A 17,414-nucleotide genomic window follows, 5' to 3' on the forward strand; every position below is an offset into this window, starting at 1 on the left:
CGTGCCGTCAGGCCATCAGATACGGCGGAACACCAGCGTGCCGTTCGTGCCGCCGAAGCCGAAGCCGTTCGACACCGCGATGTCGATGGTCTTCTCGCGGGCCACGTTCGGCACGTAATCCAGGTCGCAGCCTTCGCCGGGATTGTCGAGGTTGATCGTCGGCGGAATGATGCCCGCGTGCAGCGCCATCACCGAGAACACCGCTTCGGCACCGCCGGCGGCGCCGAGCAGATGCCCCGTCATCGACTTGGTGGAGCTGACCATCGTCTTGTAGGCGTGCTCGCCGAGCGCGCGCTTGATCGCGAGCGTTTCGGCCACGTCGCCCAGCGGCGTGGAGGTGCCGTGCGCGTTGAGGTATTGCACCTGGTCGGCGTTGATCTTTGCGTCACGGAAGGCCGCGGCCATGCAACGCGCGGGGCCGTCGCCGTCTTCGCTCGGCGCGGTCATGTGGAAGGCGTCGGAGCTGGCGCCGAAACCGGCGAGCTCGCAGTAGATGCGCGCGCCGCGCGCCTTCGCGAATTCGTATTCCTCGAGGATGAGGATGCCGGCGCCGTCGCCGAGCACGAAGCCGTCGCGGTCCTTGTCCCACGGGCGCGAGGCGCGCGTCGGATCGTCGTTGCGCGTGGACATCGCCTTCATCGAGCAGAATCCGCCCATCGAGGTCGGCGTCGAACCGCGCTCCGCACCACCGGCGAACATCACGTCGGCGTCGCCATGCTGGATCATGCGCATGGCGATGCCGATCGAATGGTTCGACGTGGCGCACGCGGAGACCGCGGAGAAATTGGGACCCTTGGCGCCGGTGAGCAGCGACACCTGGCCCGGGACCATGTTGATGATCGTGCTGGGCACGTAGAAGGGTGAGATCTTGCGCGGGCCGCCTTCGTGCGCCTTGATCGTTTGCTCTTCGATGCCGAGCAGCCCGCCGATGCCCGAGCCGATGATCGCGCCGATGCGCTCGGCATTGGATTCGTCGATGACCAGGCCGGCGTCATCGCGCGCCATCAGCGAGGCGGCGACACCGTAATGGATGAACTCATCCATCTTCTTCGCTTCCTTCGTCGACACCCAGCGGGTGACGTCGAAGTCGCGCACTTCGCCGGCGATGCGCGTGGTCAGGTTGGACGCATCGAAGTGCGTCACCGGGCCGATGCCCGACCGCCCGTTGACGATGCCGTCCCACGTGCTAGCCAGGTCGTTGCCCAGCGGCGAGACGATGCCCATTCCCGTTACGACGACGCGACGCATAGAGTGCTCCTCGAATCTTTGAACCCGCCGGACGAAATGGTCACGTACGGCGGCGAATGCAATCGCAGAAACACACAGGGCCGCGAAAGCGGCCCCGTGGCTGCGACGTCAGGCCTTGCTTCAGGCCTTGACGTGCGCCTTGATGTAATCGATGGCCTGCTGCACCGAGGTGATCTTCTCGGCCTCTTCGTCCGGGATCTCGCACTCGAATTCCTCTTCGAGCGCCATCACCAGTTCGACGGTGTCGAGCGAGTCGGCGCCGAGGTCGTCGACGAACGAAGCGCTGTTGGTCACTTCTTCTTCCTTGACGCCAAGCTGTTCGATGACGATCTTCTTGACGCGTTCTTCGATGCTGCTCATGGATCGTGCTCCTCCAGGGAGTCTGTTCAGGCGGGTAGTGTAGTGGAAGCCGGGCGGCGGCGCGTGGAGGCCGATCCCGGATAGCCGGTGGGGTTGAGCGGGTTTGGCGGCGGGCCTGCCGTCAGGGCATGTACATGCCGCCGTTGACGTGCAGGGTCTCGCCGGTGATGTAGGCCGCCGACGGCCCGGCCAGGAAGGCTACGGCGCGGGCGATGTCCGTCGGTTCGCCGAGGCGGCCCAGCGCGATCTGGCCGACGAGCGCGGACCTGGCGTCCTCGGGCAGGCTCGCGGTCATGTCGGTGGCGATGAAGCCCGGGGCGACCACGTTCACGGTGATGCCGCGGCTGCCGATTTCCTTCGCGAGCGACTTGCTGAAGGCGATGATGCCGGCCTTCGCGGCGGCATAGTTCGCCTGCCCCGCATTGCCGGTGACGCCGATGACCGATGCGATGTTGATGATGCGGCCCTTGCGCGCCTTCATCATCGGGCGCATGACGGCCTTCGAGGTGCGGTAGACGCTGGTCAGGTTGGTGTCGAGGATCGCCTGCCAGTCTTCGTCCTTCATGCGCATCAGCAGGTTGTCGCGCGTGATGCCGGCATTGTTGACGAGGATGGAGACGCCGCCGAATTCCTTGCCGATCGCATCGATCAGCGCTTCGACCGACGGGCCATCGGTCACGTTCAACATGCGGCCGTGGCCGCCCTTGCGGGCAAGACGCTCGCCGATGGTGGCGGCGCCGCCATCGGTGGTTGCCGTGCCAATCACGGTCGCGCCGAGCGTGGCGAGTTCTTCGGCGATCGCCGCACCGATGCCGCGGCTTGCGCCGGTCACCAACGCGACTTCGCCTTTCAACGGTTGTTCGCTCATGCCTGGCTCCATTCGTTGAACGCCGATTCCATTTCGGCGGGCGTGCCGATGGCACGCGCGTCGAAGGATTTGTCGATGCGCTTGACCAGGCCCGTCAACACCTTGCCCGGCCCGCATTCGGCGATGCGCGTTGCGCCGCGCGCGCCGAGCGCCTGCACGCAACCGGTCCATTGCACCGGCAGGTAGAGCTGGCGCACGAGTGCGTCCCGGATGGATTGCGCGCCGTCGTGCACTTCGGCATCGACATTCTGCACGACCGGTCGATCCGGCGCGGACCACGCAAGCGCGTTCATCGCTTCGGACAAACGATTGGCCGCTTCGCGCATCAGCGGCGTATGCGAAGGCACGCTGACGGCGAGCTTCACCGCCTTGCGCACGCCGCGTGCGGCGAGCAGTTCGAGCGCGCGATCCACCGCGGCCGCGTGGCCACCGATGACGATCTGGCCCGGCGAGTTGTAATTCGCGGGAACGACGATCTCGTCGCCCGAGGCTTCCTTGCACACTTCGAGCACGAGTGCGTCTTCCGCGCCGAGCACGGCGGCCATCGCGCCGGTGCCGGCAGGCGCGGCGTCCTGCATCAGCTGGCCGCGCAGGCGGACGAGCTTCGCGCCGTCGTGAAGCGAGAGCGCACCGGCGGCGACGAGCGCCGCGTATTCGCCGAGACTGTGCCCGGCGAACAGCGCCGGCTGTGCACCACCGCGACCCAGCCATGCGCGCCATGCGGCGACGCCGGCGGCGAGGAGCGCCGGTTGCGTGAATTCGGTCTTGTTGAGTTGGTCTTCCGGGCCCTGCTGCGAAAGCGACCACAGATCCGCGCCCGCGCCTTCGGAGGCTTCGTCGAACGCCGCGCGCACGCGTGCATCGCCCGCGGCCAGTTCGGCGAGCATGCCGACCGATTGCGAACCCTGTCCGGGAAAAACGAAGGCGAGTTGGGGATTGCTCACGCGGTCACCCGTTGCGAAGAGGGCGGCATGATAAGTGCGTTCGCCGCGGGGCGTCTGTACGACGACGTATGTTGTGGAGCGCGAATGTCGCGCGTGGACTGCGGAGTTCGACACGCCGCGGGCGCGGCGCGAACGATCAGTAGCGAATCAGCGCCGAGCCCCACGTGAAGCCGCCGCCGAAGGCTTCCAGCAACACGAGTTGCCCGCGCTGCACCTTGCCCGCGCGCACCGCTTCGTCCAGCGCCAGCGGCACCGAACCCGAAGAGGTATTGCCGTGCTTGTCGACGGTGACGACCACGCGCTCCATCGGCATGTCCAGGCGCTTGGCCGTGGCTTCGATGATGCGCAGGTTCGCCTGGTGCGGGATCAGCCAGTCGATGTCGTGGCGATCCAGGCCGTTGGCCTCGAGGGCTTCCTCGACGACCGAATCCAGGGCCTTCACCGCGTGCTTGAACACGTCGTTGCCCGCCATCTGGATGCGCACGCCGCCGTTCTCCTCGGCCTTGAAGCCGACCGAGACGCCGACCGGGCTCCACAGCAATTCCTTCCTGCTGCCGTCGGCGTGCATGTGCGTGCTGAGGATGCCGGTGTCGGTGTCCGCCTTGAGCACGACCGCGCCCGCGCCGTCGCCGAACAGCACGCACGTGGTGCGGTCCGTCCAGTCGACCATGCGGGTCAGCGTTTCCGAACCCATCACCAACGCCGTCTTCGCCGCACCGGAACGAATGAACTTGTCGGCGACGGTGAGCGCGTAGATGAAACCCGAGCAGGCGGCGTTGACGTCGAACGCCGGGCAGCCGAGCGCGCCCAGGCGGTGTTGCACCAGGCACGCGGTCGACGGGAACACGAGGTCCGGCGTCGTCGTGCCCAGGATGATCAGGTCGAGTTCGGAGGCCTGCACGCCCGCGGCTTCAAGCGCGCGAACGGCGGCGTGGTACGCGAGATCGCCGGTGGTTTCGCCCTCGGCCGCCATATGGCGCTCGCGGATGCCCGTGCGTGAGGTGATCCACTCATCGCTGGTATCGACGAGCTTGGCGAGATCGTCGTTGGTGAGGATCTTTTCCGGCAGGTAGCTACCGGTACCGGCGATGCGCGCGAACACTTGGGTCATGCCCCTGCCCTGGATGGGTTGGCCTGGGGACGCCGGCGCGCTTGGGCGCCGGCGCCGCGATCGTCACTCTTCGACGATGCGGTTCTTCGACGGCACGACCTTCTTGCCGCGGTAGTAGCCGTCGGCGGTCACGTGGTGGCGCAGGTGCGTTTCGCCCGTGGTCGGATCGGTCGACAGCTGCTTGGCCGTCAAGGCGTCGTGCGAGCGGCGCATGCCGCGCTTGGACGGGGAAACACGGGACTTCTGGACAGCCATGGTCTTGCTCCGATGAAAGCTTTTTGAATTGTCGAGGGGCTGGTATCAGCCCTTCGGTTTGTCCTTCAGCGCGGACAGCCCAGCGAACGGGCTTGCGCGCTGTATTTCTTCTTCCGATGCGGTCCAGTCGCGCTCGACCGCCTCGGTACCGGGCGCCACGGGGACCACGGGGACGGCGAGGATGAGTTCGTCCTCCACCAGCTCCGCGAGCCGCAGCAGGCCATCGTCGCCGATCAACAGCGCCTCGTAGCCTTCCGGCAACGCGTTCTCCCCTTCCTCGTCGCGGATCAGACCGAGCCGTTGCACGATCTGTACCGGCAGTGCGAACTTCCTGAGGCTGCGCTGGCATTCCAGCGGGAGCTTCGCGTCGATCCGCAATTCGACGAAGGGGATGCGCAACATGTCCTGGCCGAATTCGACCTCGACGCGTGCACTGCCTTCGGTGTCCGCGAGCGCGCCCTTCAACCGGGGCATGCCGGCCAGCGGCAGCGCGCCTTCGAAGGTGCGTTGCGCGGCGACCATGCGCCAGGCGTCCAGTTGTTCCGGGAGCCCTCGCGGGTGACCGGCCAATTGGTTAGGCGTATCGGCGGACATAAGCCGGGAATTGTTAGGCACGCACCCCATCGGTGTCAAACCGCCGGACTTCGAACTGCTTGATAAGGCAGGGAATCGGACGGCAGACTGATGCGGAGATTGTCCACGGAAGCCTGCGTGACCACCACCCTTGTCCTCCTCATCGCCGCGGTGGTCCTCGTGGCCCTGTTCATCCTGCTGATGCGACGCCAGGCCGGCCGGGGCCGCCAGCGGGCCATGGCCGCGCTGCTGGACTCCGCCGACGCCCTCGAGGCGCGCCTGCGCGTGGCCCGGGCCGAGATCGAGGCCGTCGCCGGCGACGACGACAACCCGGTCCAGCAAGCCCTGCGCGAAATGCTTCGCCAGCGGCTGTGGCTCCAGCAGCACGGCCAGGCGGCCTCGCTGGACGAGCTGCAGGCCGTGCGCGCGTCGATCGACGCCGCCCGCGCCCAGATCGAGACCCAACTGGCCCGCATCGAGCGCGCCCGCGCGCCGCAAGCCTGACGCGATGCACCCAGCACCGTTGCGGCTCATCCTCGCCTCCACCTCGCCCTATCGGCGGGAGTTGCTCGGCCGGCTGCGCCTGCCCTTCGACGTGGTGCGGCCCGACGTCGACGAAACCCCGGCGCCGGGCGAATCCCCGGCTTCGCTGGTCCTGCGCCTGGCGCGCGCCAAGGCCGAAGCCGTCGCTGCCGCGCATCCGCATTCCTGGGTCATCGGTTCGGACCAGGTCGCCGACCGCGACGGCACGCCGCTGGGCAAGTCGGGCGATCGCGACACCGCCATCGCGCAACTGCTGTCGATGTCCGCGCGCACCGTGGTGTTCCGCACCGCGGTGAGCGTGCGGCGCGGCGATGTCGCGTTCGATTCGGTCGATTGCACGCGCGTGCGCTTCCGGCGCTTGTCGCGCGAGGAAGTCGAACGCTATGTCGATGCGGAACAACCCTTCGATTGCGCAGGCAGCTTCAAGTCCGAAGGATTCGGCATCGCCCTGTTCGATGCGATCGAAACGCACGATCCCACCGCATTGATCGGCCTGCCGATGATCGCGACGGCGCGCATGCTCCGCGCCGCAGGCTTCGCGCTGCCCTGAGGGTCAGTCGACGATCCGCAAGGGTTGTTCGGACCATTGCTCGACGCTGCCATCGCGCCCGGTCAGGCGCAACCCGAGCCAATGCACGCCGGGCGATACGGCGCCAACGCGCACGCGCGCGGTCCAGGCGACGTAGGGGTGCTGCGGATCGTTGGATTCGCGCCAGTAACCGCGAATGCCGACGTGCTGCTGCCCGTAATCGGCCAGTCCCACCACTTCGCCATCCAGCGTGACTTCCACGCGCGCGATGCCGACGCCATCCTTGAACGCCCAGCCGGCTGCTTCGAAATTGCGCGAAACGCGCGCCTTGGCCAGCGGCGAATCGATGTACGCCATCGCCGGTGCCGTGCATTCGCCGGTCGCGCGTTGCGACGGCATGCGGAACAACAGGAAACGCTGGCGCCCGTGGTCGATGTTCACCACGCGCGGCGGTGGCAACGGGCCAAGCATGTCGCACAGCGCGTGATAGTGCTGCAGCAAATCGCGGTACCGCACTTCGGACGCACCGACGACGAGCAGCAGCGGCTGCTCGCCAAGCGACGCGCGATCGTCCACGCGCAGCTTCCACAACGCCAGTTGCGGCGCGCGCCCGTGGGCCACGTTGAGGGCATGCGGCAGGACCGCGATGTCCGGCGCGTCGAGCGCGAACCCCAGCTCCGAACCGACCTTGAAGTTGTCGGCGACGATGCGCGCATCGCGCGGCATCTTCGCGCGCTCCTCGCGCACCGCTTCGGCCAGCGCATCCCAGCCGGCGAAATTGGCCGGATACCACTTCGCCGCCGCGAACCGCGCGCGCGCGGCGGAACTCGACACGACGACGTAATACCCGAGGATCGCGACCAACCCCGCCACCGCGAGCGCCCACGTCGCGCGGCGCCAGCCACGCGGCCATTGCGCGAGCGTCGCCGGCACGAGCGGCACCAACGCGTACAGGCCGGCGAGCGTCCAGTGGAAACTGATGCGTTCGTTGTCCGCGAAGAACCCGAGCAGGCAGAACGCAACCACGGTGCCGCCGCCGAGCAACGCGAAGTACTTCGCATGGTTGCGATCGTCCGCGCCCTGCCCGTGCCAGCCGCGCACCGCCGCATGCGCCATCGCGGCGAACAACAGCGGCGTGGCGAGCAGCGCCTGGATAACGAAGAACCACGCGCCGTCGAAATGGAAATCCCAGGGATGGCGATCGACGAGCTGGAAGCGCAGCCCCGCGTCGGCGTTGTCGAGGTTCCAGACGATGAGCGGCGTCCATGCGACCGCGCCGATCGCCAGCGCGACCCACGTGCGCACGTCCTTCAGGACGTGCCGCCCGCGCGGAATCATGAGCAACGCGACAAGCCCGACGCCGATCACGGCCGCGAAGCGATAGTGGCTCAATGCGCCGATGGCCAGGCCCGCGGCGAGTTCGAGCGCGCCGGCGGGGTCGACCTTGCGCAACAGGCGCGCACCGGCATCCACGCACAACAACGTCGCCAGCGCGAGCGGCACGTCGGGCACCGCGAGCAACCCGAGCGTGCCTCCCAACGGCAACAGCACCGCAAGCAAACCGGCCTGCCATGCGAAAACTTCGCCGGTGCGGTCGCCCTCCTCGGGCGCGCACGCTTGCCGCGCGATGCGCACGATCAGCCATGGCAGGACCATGCCGATCAACAGGAACGGCCAGCGCAAACCGAAGACATTGGTGCCTGCAACGGCCGTCCCGAGGCGCGCGAGCCACGCCGTCAGGCCGGGCACGTCGGAATAGGCGAGCGCGAGGTGCCGGCCCTCCTGCCAGTAGAAGGCTTCGTCGACGAACGGCGGCAGGCGCACCGCGACCAGCAACTTGATCGCAGCCACCGCGGCCCATGTCCACCCGAACGCGCGTCGTGCGCGTCGTGCGTCTTCTTCGTTCCGCATCGACCCCGGCCTCGTTAGACTCGAACTCGTACACTCCATCGAACATCGTGCCCAACCCAGCAGGAAGCGTATGTCTGCACTCCCGGCCGCGAAGATGCTACCCGATGCGCTCGGCCAGGCCCTCGGGGATGCCCAGGGCCAGGTCAACACGCTGATGCTGGGCAAGGCGCAGGAAGTCCGCCTGGCCTTCGTGGCGCTGTTGTCCGATGGTCACCTGTTGATCGAAGACCTGCCGGGCCTGGGCAAGACCACGCTCGCCCACGCGATGGCGGCCACGCTCGGCCTCGGATTCCAACGCGTGCAGTTCACCTCCGACCTGCTGCCGGCCGACATCCTCGGCGTATCGGTGTTCGATGCGCAATCCCGGCGCTTCGATTTCCATCCCGGACCGATCTTCGCGCACGTGCTGCTCGCCGACGAAATCAACCGTGCGCCGCCGCGCACGCAGAGCGCGCTGCTCGAAGCGATGGCCGAACACCAGGTGACCGTCGACGGGCGCACGCATGCCCTGCCCTCGCCGTTCTTCGTGATCGCCACGCAGAATCCGGTGGATCTGGCGGGCACGTATCCACTGCCCGATTCGCAGCTCGATCGCTTCCTGCTACGCCTCACCCTCGGCTATCCCGGCGAAGAGGCCGAACGCGAACTGCTCGCCGGCACCGACCGCCGTGAACTGATCGCGCAGGCCAAACCCGTCCTCGGCAATGCCGACGTGCTCGCGCTGCGCACCGCCGCGAGCGACGTGCACACCGGCGAGGCCCTGGTGTCGTACGTGCAGGCCTTGCTCGCGCGCAGCCGGCGCCATCCGGGCGTGCGCGTCGGGCTCTCGCCGCGCGCGGGGCTGGCCTTGCTCCGTGCGGCGCGTGCGTACGCGTTGTTGCTCGGTCGCGAACACGTCGTCCCCGAAGACGTGCAGGCCTTGTTCGCGCCCGTCGCCGCGCATCGCCTGGCTGCGGACGCCGACGCCGGCGATGGGGCATCGCTGGCGCGCGCGATCCTGCACGCGGTTCCCGTCGACTGACGATGCGCGCGCCGCTGCACGCGCTGCGCGCACGGCTGGAGGCCTTCGCGCGCCCGCGCGGGCCCGAAGCGGTGCCGATCCAACTCCACCGCGGCCGCATCTACGTGCTGCCCACGCGCTTCGGCCTGTTCTTTTCCGCCGCGCTGATGGCGATGGGCCTGGGTGCGCTCAACTACAACAACAATCCGGCCTTGTTGCTGATGCTGCTGCTCGCAGGCGCGGCGATGACGAGCCTGCTCAGCGCGCACCTGCAGTTGAGCGGCATGCGCTTCGTCGCCGTCGGCGGCGACCCCGTGCCGGCCGGCACGCCCATCCTCGTCCGCATCCACGCGCGCGCCGATCGGCGCGGCCGCGCGCGCCGCGGCTTGCGCGTGGATTGCGGCGGCGGCGCCGGCAAGTTGTCGTTGGACAATTGCGCCGGCGACGTGGAAATCGCGCTGCCGACGGCGCAACGCGGCTGGTTCGACGTGCCGCGGCTGCGCGTGTCGACCACGCGCCCGCTCGGCATCGTGCGCGCGTGGTCGTGGATCTGGCCCGAGCAACCCCTGCTCGTGTATCCGCATCCCGAAGCCGATGGCCCACCGCTGCCCGAAGGCGCGGGCGAAGCCGCGGCCGCGCGCCTGCATCCGCTCGGCGACGACGTGCATCATCTGCGCGCATACCGTCGCGGCGATCCGCCGCGCACCATCGCGTGGAAACCCACGGCGCGCCACGGCAACCTGCTGGTGCGCGAATACGAGCGCCCGCAATCGGCGGACATCGTGCTCGACTGGCAAGCGTTGCATGGCCTTGAAACCGAGGCGCGCATTCGTCGCCTCGCACGCTGGGTCGACGAAGCCGAACGCGATGCGCGGCGTTATCGCCTCGTGGTGCCGGGGCATGCGCCGATCGGCCCGGCGCACGGGCCCGCGCATCGCCATGCGTGCCTGCGCGCGCTCGCCCTGCTGCCGGGGCACGCATGAGCGCGACGCCGTCCACCACGCGCATCCGCCTGGATCCGCGCTCGCGCGCGATGGTGCTCGTCGCAGGCGCCGCGTGCGTGACGCCCTTGCTGTTGCGGTTGGAACCGAAACTCGCGACCGGGATCGCGGTCGCCTGCATCGCCGTCGCGCTGGGGTCATGGCGGCGTCCGTTGGCGGCGTGGTTGCGCGCCGTCCTCGCGCTCGGCATGGCCGGCGTGGTGTTCGCATCGATGGGCGTCAACTTCGGACGCGATACCGGTTGCGCGATCCTCGCCGCGATGCTCGCGGTCAAGCCCGCCGAAACCGACAGCGTGCGCGACGCGCGCAGCCTGCTGGGCTTCGCGTTGTTCGCGCCATTCGCGACCTTCCTCCTCGACCAGGGCCCGTTGTCGCTCGGCATGGGCCTGGTCGCCGTGGTCTGCGCATTGATCGCGATGCAGCGCCTGTCGGACCTGGAATCCGGCGAACTGGCGGACGACACGCCGTGGTGGAGACGGCTGGCGAGTACCGGCCGGATGATCGGCCTCGGGCTGCCGATCGCGTTGGCGGCGTTCTGGCTGTTCCCGCGCCTGGCCTCGCCCTTGTGGGGCGTGCCGGACCGCGCGATCTCGCGCCCGGGCCTGGCCGACAGCATGTCGCCGGGGCGATGGGAAGAGCTGATGTTCGACGATACGCCCGCCGCGCGCGTGCGCTTCTTCGGGCGCACGCCGCCGACGGATGAAATGTATTTCCGCGGCCCGGTGTTCAGCGATTTCGATGGTCGCACGTGGTCGCGCGGGCCCTGGTCCTCGGCCTATCCGGTCGCGCCCGTGGAGGGCGCGCGCGTGCAGTGGGACTACGAGTTGTCGATGGAGCCGACCGACCGTCGGCAGCTCATCGCGCTGGACGTTCCGCTGTCGGCGCCCCCCAACGCATTCTTCGGCGAAGATCGCGCCTTGCGGGTCGAACGTCCGCTGGATGCGGTGACGCGCTGGCGCATGCGGTCGGGCAACGTGGCGCACTTCGGCGCGCAGGCGCTCGCGCCGTTCCTCCGCGCCCGCAACCTGCAATTGCCGCAGGGCTTCAATCCACGCACGATTGCGCTAGCGCAACAATGGCGGCAAGCCGCGGGGAACGACGATGCGGCGATCGCGCGTCGCGCGCTCGACTGGTTCGGCCGCGACTTCGGTTACACGCTGGCGTCCTCGCTCGCGGGGCGCAATGCGGTCGATCAGTTCCTGTTCGTCGACAAGCGCGGGTATTGCGAGCAATTCAGCTCGTCCTTCGTCGTGCTGATGCGCGCGGCGGGGATTCCCGCGCGCGTGGTCGGCGGTTATGCGGGGGCGGATTACAACCCGGTCGGCGACTATTGGATCGTGCGTCGCTCCGACGCGCACGCCTGGGCCGAAGTGTGGCTGGCCGGCCGCGGGTGGGTGCGCATGGATCCGACCGCGGCAGTGGCGCCGGAGCGCGTGTTCGACACGCTCGCCGACCGCGCGGCCGCGGGCGACCTGCTGGCCTCGCTGCAACCGATGTGGAATGTCGGCGACTGGATGTTGAGCGGGTGGAACGAGTTCGTGCTCGGCTTCAACGCCGATCGCCAGCGGGCCTTGTTCCGTCCCTTCGGCCTGGGCGACATCGACACCGAGATGCTGCTGATGCTGTTCGCGCTCGTCGCGCTGTCGTGCCTGGCCGCGACGGTCTGGCTCCTGAGCCGCGATGCGCGGGAGCGCGACCCCCTGCTGCGGGCCTGGCACCGCCTCGGGGGCCGTTACGGAAAACTGGGCCTGGCGCGCGCGCCGCACGAGCCCGCGCTGGACTGGGCCGAGCGGGTCCACCGCGCGCGGGCGGAGGGCGACGAGGCGCTGCGCGGCCTCGGCCTGCGATTCAGCCGGTGGCGGTACGGGATCGGTCCGGGGGAAGCCGACGAATCGCTGAACGCCCTGCTCCGGGACCTGCGCGCGCACCGCCCGTAACGCCGGCTGCGCGTATCTTGTGCATCATTGAAGCCCTGGCGGGACGCACCCTTGGGAGACGTGCCATGACAACGTTCCGATACGCGGCGCTGGCCGTGGCGAGTGTCCTGCTCGCCGCCTGCGTGACACAACCGGTGCCCTTGCAGGGCGACTATCTGGCGATGACGCCGCGCGATGCCGCGGCGGCGCAGCAGACCGGTTCGGTCGTGCGCTGGGGCGGCCGCATCGTGCAGACGCTGCCCCGCGACGACAACACGTGTTTCGAAGTGTTGGCCACGCCGCTGGATTCCAGCGCGCGCCCGCACTACAACTCCGACACCGACGACGGCCGTTTCATCGCATGCCGCAACGGGTTCTACGACCCGGCGGTGTTCGAACCCAACCGCGAAGTGACCTTCACCGGCCGCATCGAGGCGTTCGACACGCGCAAGATCGGCGACCACGACTACCGCTTCCCGCGCGTCGCCGCGGACGTCGTCTATCTGTGGCCGATCCGGGAACGCGTGGATGTGCTGACGTATCCGGCGCCGTGGCCGTGGTGGGGTTACTGGTAAGCGAGCGCGCTTACTTCGGCGTTCCGAACCGCCCCAACGGCGCACCTGCCAGCAAGTGCAGGTGCAACTGGAACACCGTCTGCCCGCCATTGGCGTTGCAGTTGATCACCACGCGATACCCGTCTTCGGCGAAGCCTTCCTGCCGCGCATATTCCGCGGCGGCGTAGGCCAGCTTGCCGACGATCTGCGCTTGCGAGGGCTTCATCGCATCCAGCGTGCGCACGGTTTCCTTCGGTACGAACAGCACGTGCACCGGCGCTTGCGGCGCGATGTCGCGGAACGCGAAGACGTCGTCGTTTTCATAGACGATGTCGGCCGGGATCTCGCGACGCGCGATGCGATGAAAGATGGTGTCGTCGTTGTTCATGTCATCTCACTCCTCGTCCCGAACGCATGCGACAGCGTGCCACGGTCCACGTATTCCAGTTCGCCACCCAACGGAACGCCGTGCGCGAGCCGGCTCGGCCGCACGCCGTGGCGTCGCGCGAGTTGCGCCAGGTAATGCGCGGTGGCTTCGCCTTCGACCGTCGGGTTGGTGGCGATGATGAGTTCCTGCACCTCGCCCTCGCCCATGCGCGCGTCCAGTTGATCCAGGCCGAGTTCGCGCGGGCCGATGCCGTCGAGCGGGCTGAGCTTTCCCTGCAGGATGAAGTAAAGCCCGCGATAACCCGTCGCCTGTTCGATCGCCAGGCGATCGGCCGGCGACTCCACCGCGCAGAGCAGGTGCGCGTCGCGCGAGGCGCTCGCGCAGATCGCGCACAACTCCATTTCGGTGAAGTCGCGGCAGCGCGCGCAATGGCGGATCTGCTCGACCGCTTGCGCGAGCACGTCCGCCAAGCGCTTGCCGCCGACGCGCTCGCGTTCGAGCACGTGGTAGGCCATGCGCTGCGCCGACTTCGGGCCGACGCCCGGCAGCACGCGCAGCGCTTCGATGAGTTGATCGATCAATGCCACGGCGTGAAATCGGCGCCGGTCAGAACGGCATCTTCATGCCCGGGGGAATCGGCATGCCGGCGGTCGCCGCGGACATGCGCGACTGCGATTCGGCATTGACCTTGTTGACCGCGTCGTTGAAGGCCGCGGCGATCAGGTCTTCGGCCATTTCCGGATCGGCCATGACCGAGGGATCGATGCGGACCTTGCGGCATTCCATGCGGCCGCTGATCGTCACGTTCACCATGCCGCCGCCGGACTGGCCGGTCACTTCGAGCTTGGCGAGTTCTTCCTGCGCGCGCTGCATGTTTTCCTGCATCTTCTGCGCTTGCTGCATGAGCTGGGCGATGTTTCCCTTCATGGGGGCGTTCTCTCGTGTGGGGCGACGGGGCGGTCAGGCCTCGTCGAAGGGGCGGATGGAATCGGGCACGACGCTCGCGCCGTGGCGCTGCATCAGGCGCTGCACGTCGGGGTCGCCGAGGAAGGCTTGTTCGGCGGCGACCTGGCGCGCGTCGCGTTCGCGCGCGGTGCGCTGGTGCAGCGTTTCGCCGCGCGCCACTTCGGATTCGAAACGAATCTGCGGCGTCGCGCCGAGCGTGCGCGCGAGCGCGTCGGCGAGCCGTTTCACCAGGCCATCGGCCTTCAGGTGATCGTCGCCCGGCGACAGCGAAAGGCGCAGGACACCGTCGTCGTAGGCGATGAAACCGGCGTGCGCCGCGAGTTCCTTCGCGGGGCCGCCGAGACCGAGATTGGCCGCGATTTCGGGCCAGGTGGTGGCGTCGAGGATCGTGCTGGACGTCGCGGCCTGCGTAACGGGCTGCGAAGCGGGTTGGGAAATCGGTGGCGCAGGCGCCACGCGGCGTTCGGGCTCGCGCACCGGGGCGATGGGTTGCGGCGCGGCGTCGCGAACCGGTGGAACAGGTGGCGCTGCCTGCGGGGCACGCGGCGGCGGCGCATCCATCGAGAGCGCTTCGCGCGCGGCCTTCGGACCACGCACCTCACCCCCCGTCGCGGCAGCTGGCTTGCCGCTTCCCGTGTCCGCCGCGGTTGCGCCCGGCCTGAACGCCAACATCCGCAACACCGTCATCTCGAATCCGGCGCGCGCGCTCGGCGCGAGCGCGAGGTCGCGGCCGCCGTTCAATGCCATCTGGTACCAGAGTTGCACGAGTTCGGGCCGCAACTTCGCGGCGAGCGCATCGACCGGAACAGGGTCCTCGTCGATTTCGGCGTTCGGAACGAGCTGGCGCACCTGCACGCGATGCAGCGCATCGGCCAGCGCATCGAGCACGCCGTTCCAGTCGGGCGAGAAGTCGGCGAGCGTGCCGACGATCCCGAGCATCCGCGCGCCGTCACCCTCGGCGAGCGCGTCGAGCAAACCGGCGATCTGTGTGCGATCCACGGTACCGAGCATCGCGGCGACGGCGGCATCGTCGAGCTGGCTGCCGGTGTAGGCGATGGCCTGGTCCAGCAGCGAGAGGCCATCGCGCAGGCTGCCGTCGGCGGCGCGCGCGAGCTGGCGGATGGCGCCGGGCTGCGCGGGAATCCCTTCGGCGTCCAGGATCTTCGCGATCTGGCCCGTGATCTGCGCCTCGTCCAGCCGCTTGAGATTGAATTGCAGGCAGCGCGAAAGGACGGTGACCGGGAGCTTCTGCGGGTCGGTCGTCGCCAGCAGGAACTTCACGTGGCCCGGCGGCTCCTCCAGAGTCTTGAGCAGCGCGTTGAAGGCCGACTTCGACAGCATGTGGACTTCGTCGATCAGGTAGACCTTCACCCGGCCGCGGCTCGGCATGTACTGCGCGTTGTCGATCAGCTCGCGGACGTCGTCCACGCCGGTGTTGCTGGCCGCGTCGATCTCCAGCAGGTCGACGAAGCGGCCCGCGTCGATGTCGCGGCACGCGTTGCACTCGCCGCACGGTTCGGCGGACGTGCCGCGCTCGCAATTCAGCGACTTGGCGAAGATGCGCGCGATGGTCGTCTTGCCCACCCCGCGCGTGCCGGTGAACAGGAAGGCGTGGTGCACCCGCCCGGAATCGAGCGCATTGGTGAGCGCCCGCACGACATGTTCCTGACCGACGAGCTCCGCGAACCGCCGGGGCCGCCATTTCCGCGCAAGGACGAGATAAGACATGCGTGAATGATGCCACGTCGCCGGAATGGCGATGACCCCGCCGACTGACCTCGGCACCCGCATCGACCGATACCGTTGCTGCCTTCCGGCCCTGGCGGGATTTTCGATCTAGCGTCGCGAGGGGCCGGCGGGGCCACCATGGACTGTTTCAGCGCGACGGCCCGCCTTGGCGGGCCGTCGCGGAATGTGGCGGAGAGAGCGGGATTCGAACCCGCGAAGCGGGGTTTAGCCGCTTACACACTTTCCAGGCGTGCTCCTTCAACCGCTCGGACACCTCTCCGCTGGAACCCCTGGGGCGGCTTGCGGCCGACGTTCGGGCCGCGAATTCTAGCCCCCGCCCCTGCGCCGAACAAGCGCGGGCGTCCCGGATTCACTCCGGATGCAGCCAATCCGCATCGCCTTGCGCATAGCGTTCATGCTTCCAGATGGGGACGCGCTGCTTCACTTCGTCGATGATCCACCGGCAGGCGGCGAAGGCGGCGTCGCGGTGCGCGGCGGCCACGCCGACCCAAACGGCGAGTTCGCCGATCGCCAGCTCGCCCGTCCGGTGGACGCAGCGCGCGTCGAGGATCGCAAAACGCTCGCAGGCCTCCCCCAACACGCGCTCGCCTTCGGCCTGCGCCAACGCGGCGTAGGCCTCGTAGCGCAGGCCGGTCACTGCGCGACCGGCGTTGTGGTCGCGCACCCAACCTTCGAAGCTCGCGTACCCGCCCCCGCGCGCGTCGAGCAATTGCGCGCGCAGCGGCGCCACGTCGAAAGCTTGATCGGACAGCGCGAACCGATTCATTTCAACCGCCCGACACCGGCGGGATGAAGGCGATCTCGCTGCCGTCGCGCGGCGCGTCTTCCCAGCGCGCGAATCGTCCGTCGACCGCGACGCGCAATCGGTCCGCGGTGAGCGCGAAGCCGTAACGCGCGCGGAGTTCCAGGTACAGCACGCGCAAATCGGGCGCGTTGGTATCGAACGTCTCGTGTTCGATTTCGGCCACGTCGCGCAGCGAGGCGAAGTAGAGCACCGTCACCCGCGCGCTCATCGCACGTCACCGACGTCGTGCCTGCCGCCGCGTTTGCCCGTCAGCTTCGCGGGCCCGAGGACGATCGCGTGCGTCAGCGCCTTGCACATGTCGTAGACGGTGAGCGCCGCGACGGTCGCGCCGGTCAGCGCTTCCATTTCCACGCCCGTGCGGTGGGTCGTGCGCACCGTGCAGGCGATGGTGAGTTCGCGTTCGCCCGACCAGTCGATCGTGATCTTGCAAGCATCGATCGGCAGGGGATGGCAGAACGGGATCAGCTCCCAGGTTTTCTTCACCGCCATCGTGCCGGCGATGATCGCGGTGTCGACGATCGCGCCCTTCGCGCTGCGCAGGCCGCTCGCGCGCAGTTGGCGCGCAATGTGGGCGGGGAATTTCACGCGGCACGCGGCGCTCGCGGCGCGCGCGGTGATCGCCTTGCCGGCGACATCCACCATCGCGGGGCGGCCTTCGGCGGACACATGCGTGAGTGTCTTCTTGCGCGCCAT

Annotated in this window: 21 protein-coding genes, 1 tRNA gene and 1 other RNA gene; 6 read left to right on the plus strand and 17 right to left on the minus strand. The window is 68.6% G+C overall.

Annotated elements, in window-relative coordinates; genetic code table 11:
• Positions 1-15 precede the first annotated feature (15 nt).
• The 7 genes from fabF to ACXJJ8_RS03145 form a co-directional block, all read right to left on the minus strand.
• Entirely contained in the window at positions 16-1,248 is a 1,233-nt protein-coding gene (fabF, locus tag ACXJJ8_RS03115) for a beta-ketoacyl-ACP synthase II (RefSeq protein ID WP_499026859.1), read from the minus strand.
• Between the two features lie 120 nt (positions 1,249-1,368).
• Positions 1,369-1,608 (minus strand): acyl carrier protein, encoded by a 240-nt coding sequence (acpP, locus tag ACXJJ8_RS03120; protein ID WP_036169052.1) that lies wholly within the window; start codon positions 1,606-1,608, stop codon positions 1,369-1,371.
• 121 nt (positions 1,609-1,729) lie between these two features.
• Complete coding sequence (gene fabG, locus ACXJJ8_RS03125) at positions 1,730-2,476, minus strand: 3-oxoacyl-ACP reductase FabG (RefSeq protein ID WP_499026860.1); 747 nt, start codon at positions 2,474-2,476, stop codon at positions 1,730-1,732.
• Positions 2,473-3,420: an ACP S-malonyltransferase gene (fabD, locus tag ACXJJ8_RS03130; RefSeq protein ID WP_499026861.1), complete on the minus strand. Its 948-nt coding sequence runs from the start codon at positions 3,418-3,420 to the stop codon at positions 2,473-2,475. The genes fabG and fabD overlap by 4 nt, the downstream gene beginning before the upstream one ends.
• Before the next feature lie 136 nt (positions 3,421-3,556).
• Positions 3,557-4,531, minus strand: coding sequence for a beta-ketoacyl-ACP synthase III (locus ACXJJ8_RS03135; protein WP_499026863.1), 975 nt, complete (start codon positions 4,529-4,531; stop codon positions 3,557-3,559).
• 63 nt (positions 4,532-4,594) lie between these two features.
• A complete protein-coding gene (gene rpmF / locus ACXJJ8_RS03140) occupies positions 4,595-4,786 on the minus strand; it encodes a 50S ribosomal protein L32 (RefSeq protein ID WP_499026865.1) in 192 nt (63 codons plus the stop codon).
• 45 nt (positions 4,787-4,831) lie between these two features.
• A complete protein-coding gene (locus ACXJJ8_RS03145) occupies positions 4,832-5,380 on the minus strand; it encodes a YceD family protein (RefSeq protein WP_499026867.1) in 549 nt (182 codons plus the stop codon).
• Positions 5,381-5,497: 117 nt separating this feature from the next.
• Between ACXJJ8_RS03145 and ACXJJ8_RS03150 the strand changes: the two genes are divergently transcribed.
• Positions 5,498-5,863 (plus strand): hypothetical protein, encoded by a 366-nt coding sequence (locus tag ACXJJ8_RS03150; protein ID WP_499026868.1) that lies wholly within the window; start codon positions 5,498-5,500, stop codon positions 5,861-5,863.
• A 4-nt stretch (positions 5,864-5,867) separates the two neighbouring features.
• A complete protein-coding gene (locus ACXJJ8_RS03155) occupies positions 5,868-6,452 on the plus strand; it encodes a Maf family protein (RefSeq protein ID WP_499026869.1) in 585 nt (194 codons plus the stop codon).
• Between the two features lie 3 nt (positions 6,453-6,455).
• Here ACXJJ8_RS03155 and ACXJJ8_RS03160 read toward each other — a convergent pair whose 3' ends face one another.
• The gene (locus ACXJJ8_RS03160; RefSeq protein ID WP_499026870.1) at positions 6,456-8,342 is read right to left on the minus strand and encodes an ArnT family glycosyltransferase; all 1,887 of its coding nucleotides are present in this window, start codon (positions 8,340-8,342) and stop codon (positions 6,456-6,458) included.
• Between the two features lie 70 nt (positions 8,343-8,412).
• Between ACXJJ8_RS03160 and ACXJJ8_RS03165 the strand changes: the two genes are divergently transcribed.
• The 4 genes from ACXJJ8_RS03165 to ACXJJ8_RS03180 all read left to right on the plus strand — a co-directional run bounded on the left by ACXJJ8_RS03165 (position 8,413) and on the right by ACXJJ8_RS03180 (position 12,834).
• The gene (locus ACXJJ8_RS03165; RefSeq protein ID WP_499026871.1) at positions 8,413-9,363 is read left to right on the plus strand and encodes an AAA family ATPase; all 951 of its coding nucleotides are present in this window, start codon (positions 8,413-8,415) and stop codon (positions 9,361-9,363) included.
• A gap of 2 nt (positions 9,364-9,365) precedes the next feature.
• The gene (locus ACXJJ8_RS03170; protein WP_499026872.1) at positions 9,366-10,325 is read left to right on the plus strand and encodes a DUF58 domain-containing protein; all 960 of its coding nucleotides are present in this window, start codon (positions 9,366-9,368) and stop codon (positions 10,323-10,325) included.
• The gene (locus ACXJJ8_RS03175) at positions 10,322-12,280 is read left to right on the plus strand and encodes a transglutaminase TgpA family protein (RefSeq protein WP_499026873.1); all 1,959 of its coding nucleotides are present in this window, start codon (positions 10,322-10,324) and stop codon (positions 12,278-12,280) included. Before ACXJJ8_RS03170 ends, ACXJJ8_RS03175 begins: the two co-directional genes overlap by 4 nt.
• Before the next feature lie 65 nt (positions 12,281-12,345).
• Positions 12,346-12,834 (plus strand): Slp family lipoprotein, encoded by a 489-nt coding sequence (locus tag ACXJJ8_RS03180; protein WP_499026874.1) that lies wholly within the window; start codon positions 12,346-12,348, stop codon positions 12,832-12,834.
• A 10-nt stretch (positions 12,835-12,844) separates the two neighbouring features.
• On the opposite strand, the gene ACXJJ8_RS03185 is transcribed toward ACXJJ8_RS03180, so the two are convergent.
• From ACXJJ8_RS03185 to moaC, 9 genes are all read right to left on the minus strand, one after another.
• Positions 12,845-13,201, minus strand: coding sequence for a histidine triad nucleotide-binding protein (locus tag ACXJJ8_RS03185; RefSeq protein WP_499026875.1), 357 nt, complete (start codon positions 13,199-13,201; stop codon positions 12,845-12,847).
• The gene (gene recR, locus ACXJJ8_RS03190; RefSeq protein ID WP_499026876.1) at positions 13,198-13,788 is read right to left on the minus strand and encodes a recombination mediator RecR; all 591 of its coding nucleotides are present in this window, start codon (positions 13,786-13,788) and stop codon (positions 13,198-13,200) included. Before recR ends, ACXJJ8_RS03185 begins: the two co-directional genes overlap by 4 nt.
• Positions 13,789-13,807: 19 nt before the next feature.
• Positions 13,808-14,128 (minus strand): YbaB/EbfC family nucleoid-associated protein, encoded by a 321-nt coding sequence (locus tag ACXJJ8_RS03195; RefSeq protein WP_499026877.1) that lies wholly within the window; start codon positions 14,126-14,128, stop codon positions 13,808-13,810.
• Positions 14,129-14,161: 33 nt separating this feature from the next.
• The gene (dnaX, locus tag ACXJJ8_RS03200; protein ID WP_499026879.1) at positions 14,162-15,895 is read right to left on the minus strand and encodes a DNA polymerase III subunit gamma/tau; all 1,734 of its coding nucleotides are present in this window, start codon (positions 15,893-15,895) and stop codon (positions 14,162-14,164) included.
• Between the two features lie 34 nt (positions 15,896-15,929).
• An RNA gene (ffs, locus tag ACXJJ8_RS03205) (signal recognition particle sRNA small type) lies at positions 15,930-16,026 on the minus strand.
• A gap of 56 nt (positions 16,027-16,082) precedes the next feature.
• Positions 16,083-16,175, minus strand: a tRNA-Ser gene (locus ACXJJ8_RS03210).
• 90 nt (positions 16,176-16,265) lie between these two features.
• Positions 16,266-16,682 carry a molybdenum cofactor biosynthesis protein MoaE gene (locus ACXJJ8_RS03215; RefSeq protein WP_499026880.1) on the minus strand — a complete coding sequence of 139 codons (417 nt, stop codon included), beginning with the start codon at positions 16,680-16,682 and terminating at the stop codon, positions 16,266-16,268.
• A gap of 1 nt (position 16,683) precedes the next feature.
• Positions 16,684-16,929, minus strand: coding sequence for a MoaD/ThiS family protein (locus ACXJJ8_RS03220; RefSeq protein ID WP_499026881.1), 246 nt, complete (start codon positions 16,927-16,929; stop codon positions 16,684-16,686).
• On the minus strand, positions 16,926-17,414 hold the full coding sequence (moaC, locus tag ACXJJ8_RS03225; protein ID WP_499026882.1) for a cyclic pyranopterin monophosphate synthase MoaC: 489 nt from the start codon (positions 17,412-17,414) through the stop codon (positions 16,926-16,928). Before moaC ends, ACXJJ8_RS03220 begins: the two co-directional genes overlap by 4 nt.

Source organism: Lysobacter sp. P5_C4 (assembly GCF_054049695.1).

Bases quoted from the DNA above. Each gene is read 5' to 3' on its own strand.
- acpP (WP_036169052.1), bottom strand. From the start codon at position 1,608: ATGAGCAGCATCGAAGAACGCGTCAAGAAGATCGTCATCGAACAGCTT.
- ACXJJ8_RS03220 (WP_499026881.1), bottom strand. From the start codon at position 16,929: ATGAGCGCGCGGGTGACGGTGCTCTACTTCGCCTCGCTGCGCGACGTG.
- moaC (WP_499026882.1), bottom strand. From the start codon at position 17,414: ATGGCGCGCAAGAAGACACTCACGCATGTGTCCGCCGAAGGCCGCCCC.
- dnaX (WP_499026879.1), bottom strand. From the start codon at position 15,895: ATGTCTTATCTCGTCCTTGCGCGGAAATGGCGGCCCCGGCGGTTCGCG.
- ACXJJ8_RS03155 (WP_499026869.1), top strand. From the start codon at position 5,868: ATGCACCCAGCACCGTTGCGGCTCATCCTCGCCTCCACCTCGCCCTAT.
- ACXJJ8_RS03215 (WP_499026880.1), bottom strand. From the start codon at position 16,682: ATGAATCGGTTCGCGCTGTCCGATCAAGCTTTCGACGTGGCGCCGCTG.
- ACXJJ8_RS03180 (WP_499026874.1), top strand. From the start codon at position 12,346: ATGACAACGTTCCGATACGCGGCGCTGGCCGTGGCGAGTGTCCTGCTC.
- ACXJJ8_RS03170 (WP_499026872.1), top strand. From the start codon at position 9,366: ATGCGCGCGCCGCTGCACGCGCTGCGCGCACGGCTGGAGGCCTTCGCG.
- ACXJJ8_RS03195 (WP_499026877.1), bottom strand. From the start codon at position 14,128: ATGAAGGGAAACATCGCCCAGCTCATGCAGCAAGCGCAGAAGATGCAG.
- rpmF (WP_499026865.1), bottom strand. From the start codon at position 4,786: ATGGCTGTCCAGAAGTCCCGTGTTTCCCCGTCCAAGCGCGGCATGCGC.
- fabG (WP_499026860.1), bottom strand. From the start codon at position 2,476: ATGAGCGAACAACCGTTGAAAGGCGAAGTCGCGTTGGTGACCGGCGCA.
- ACXJJ8_RS03160 (WP_499026870.1), bottom strand. From the start codon at position 8,342: ATGCGGAACGAAGAAGACGCACGACGCGCACGACGCGCGTTCGGGTGG.
- fabF (WP_499026859.1), bottom strand. From the start codon at position 1,248: ATGCGTCGCGTCGTCGTAACGGGAATGGGCATCGTCTCGCCGCTGGGC.
- ACXJJ8_RS03175 (WP_499026873.1), top strand. From the start codon at position 10,322: ATGAGCGCGACGCCGTCCACCACGCGCATCCGCCTGGATCCGCGCTCG.
- ACXJJ8_RS03165 (WP_499026871.1), top strand. From the start codon at position 8,413: ATGTCTGCACTCCCGGCCGCGAAGATGCTACCCGATGCGCTCGGCCAG.
- ACXJJ8_RS03185 (WP_499026875.1), bottom strand. From the start codon at position 13,201: ATGAACAACGACGACACCATCTTTCATCGCATCGCGCGTCGCGAGATC.
- ACXJJ8_RS03145 (WP_499026867.1), bottom strand. From the start codon at position 5,380: ATGTCCGCCGATACGCCTAACCAATTGGCCGGTCACCCGCGAGGGCTC.
- ACXJJ8_RS03135 (WP_499026863.1), bottom strand. From the start codon at position 4,531: ATGACCCAAGTGTTCGCGCGCATCGCCGGTACCGGTAGCTACCTGCCG.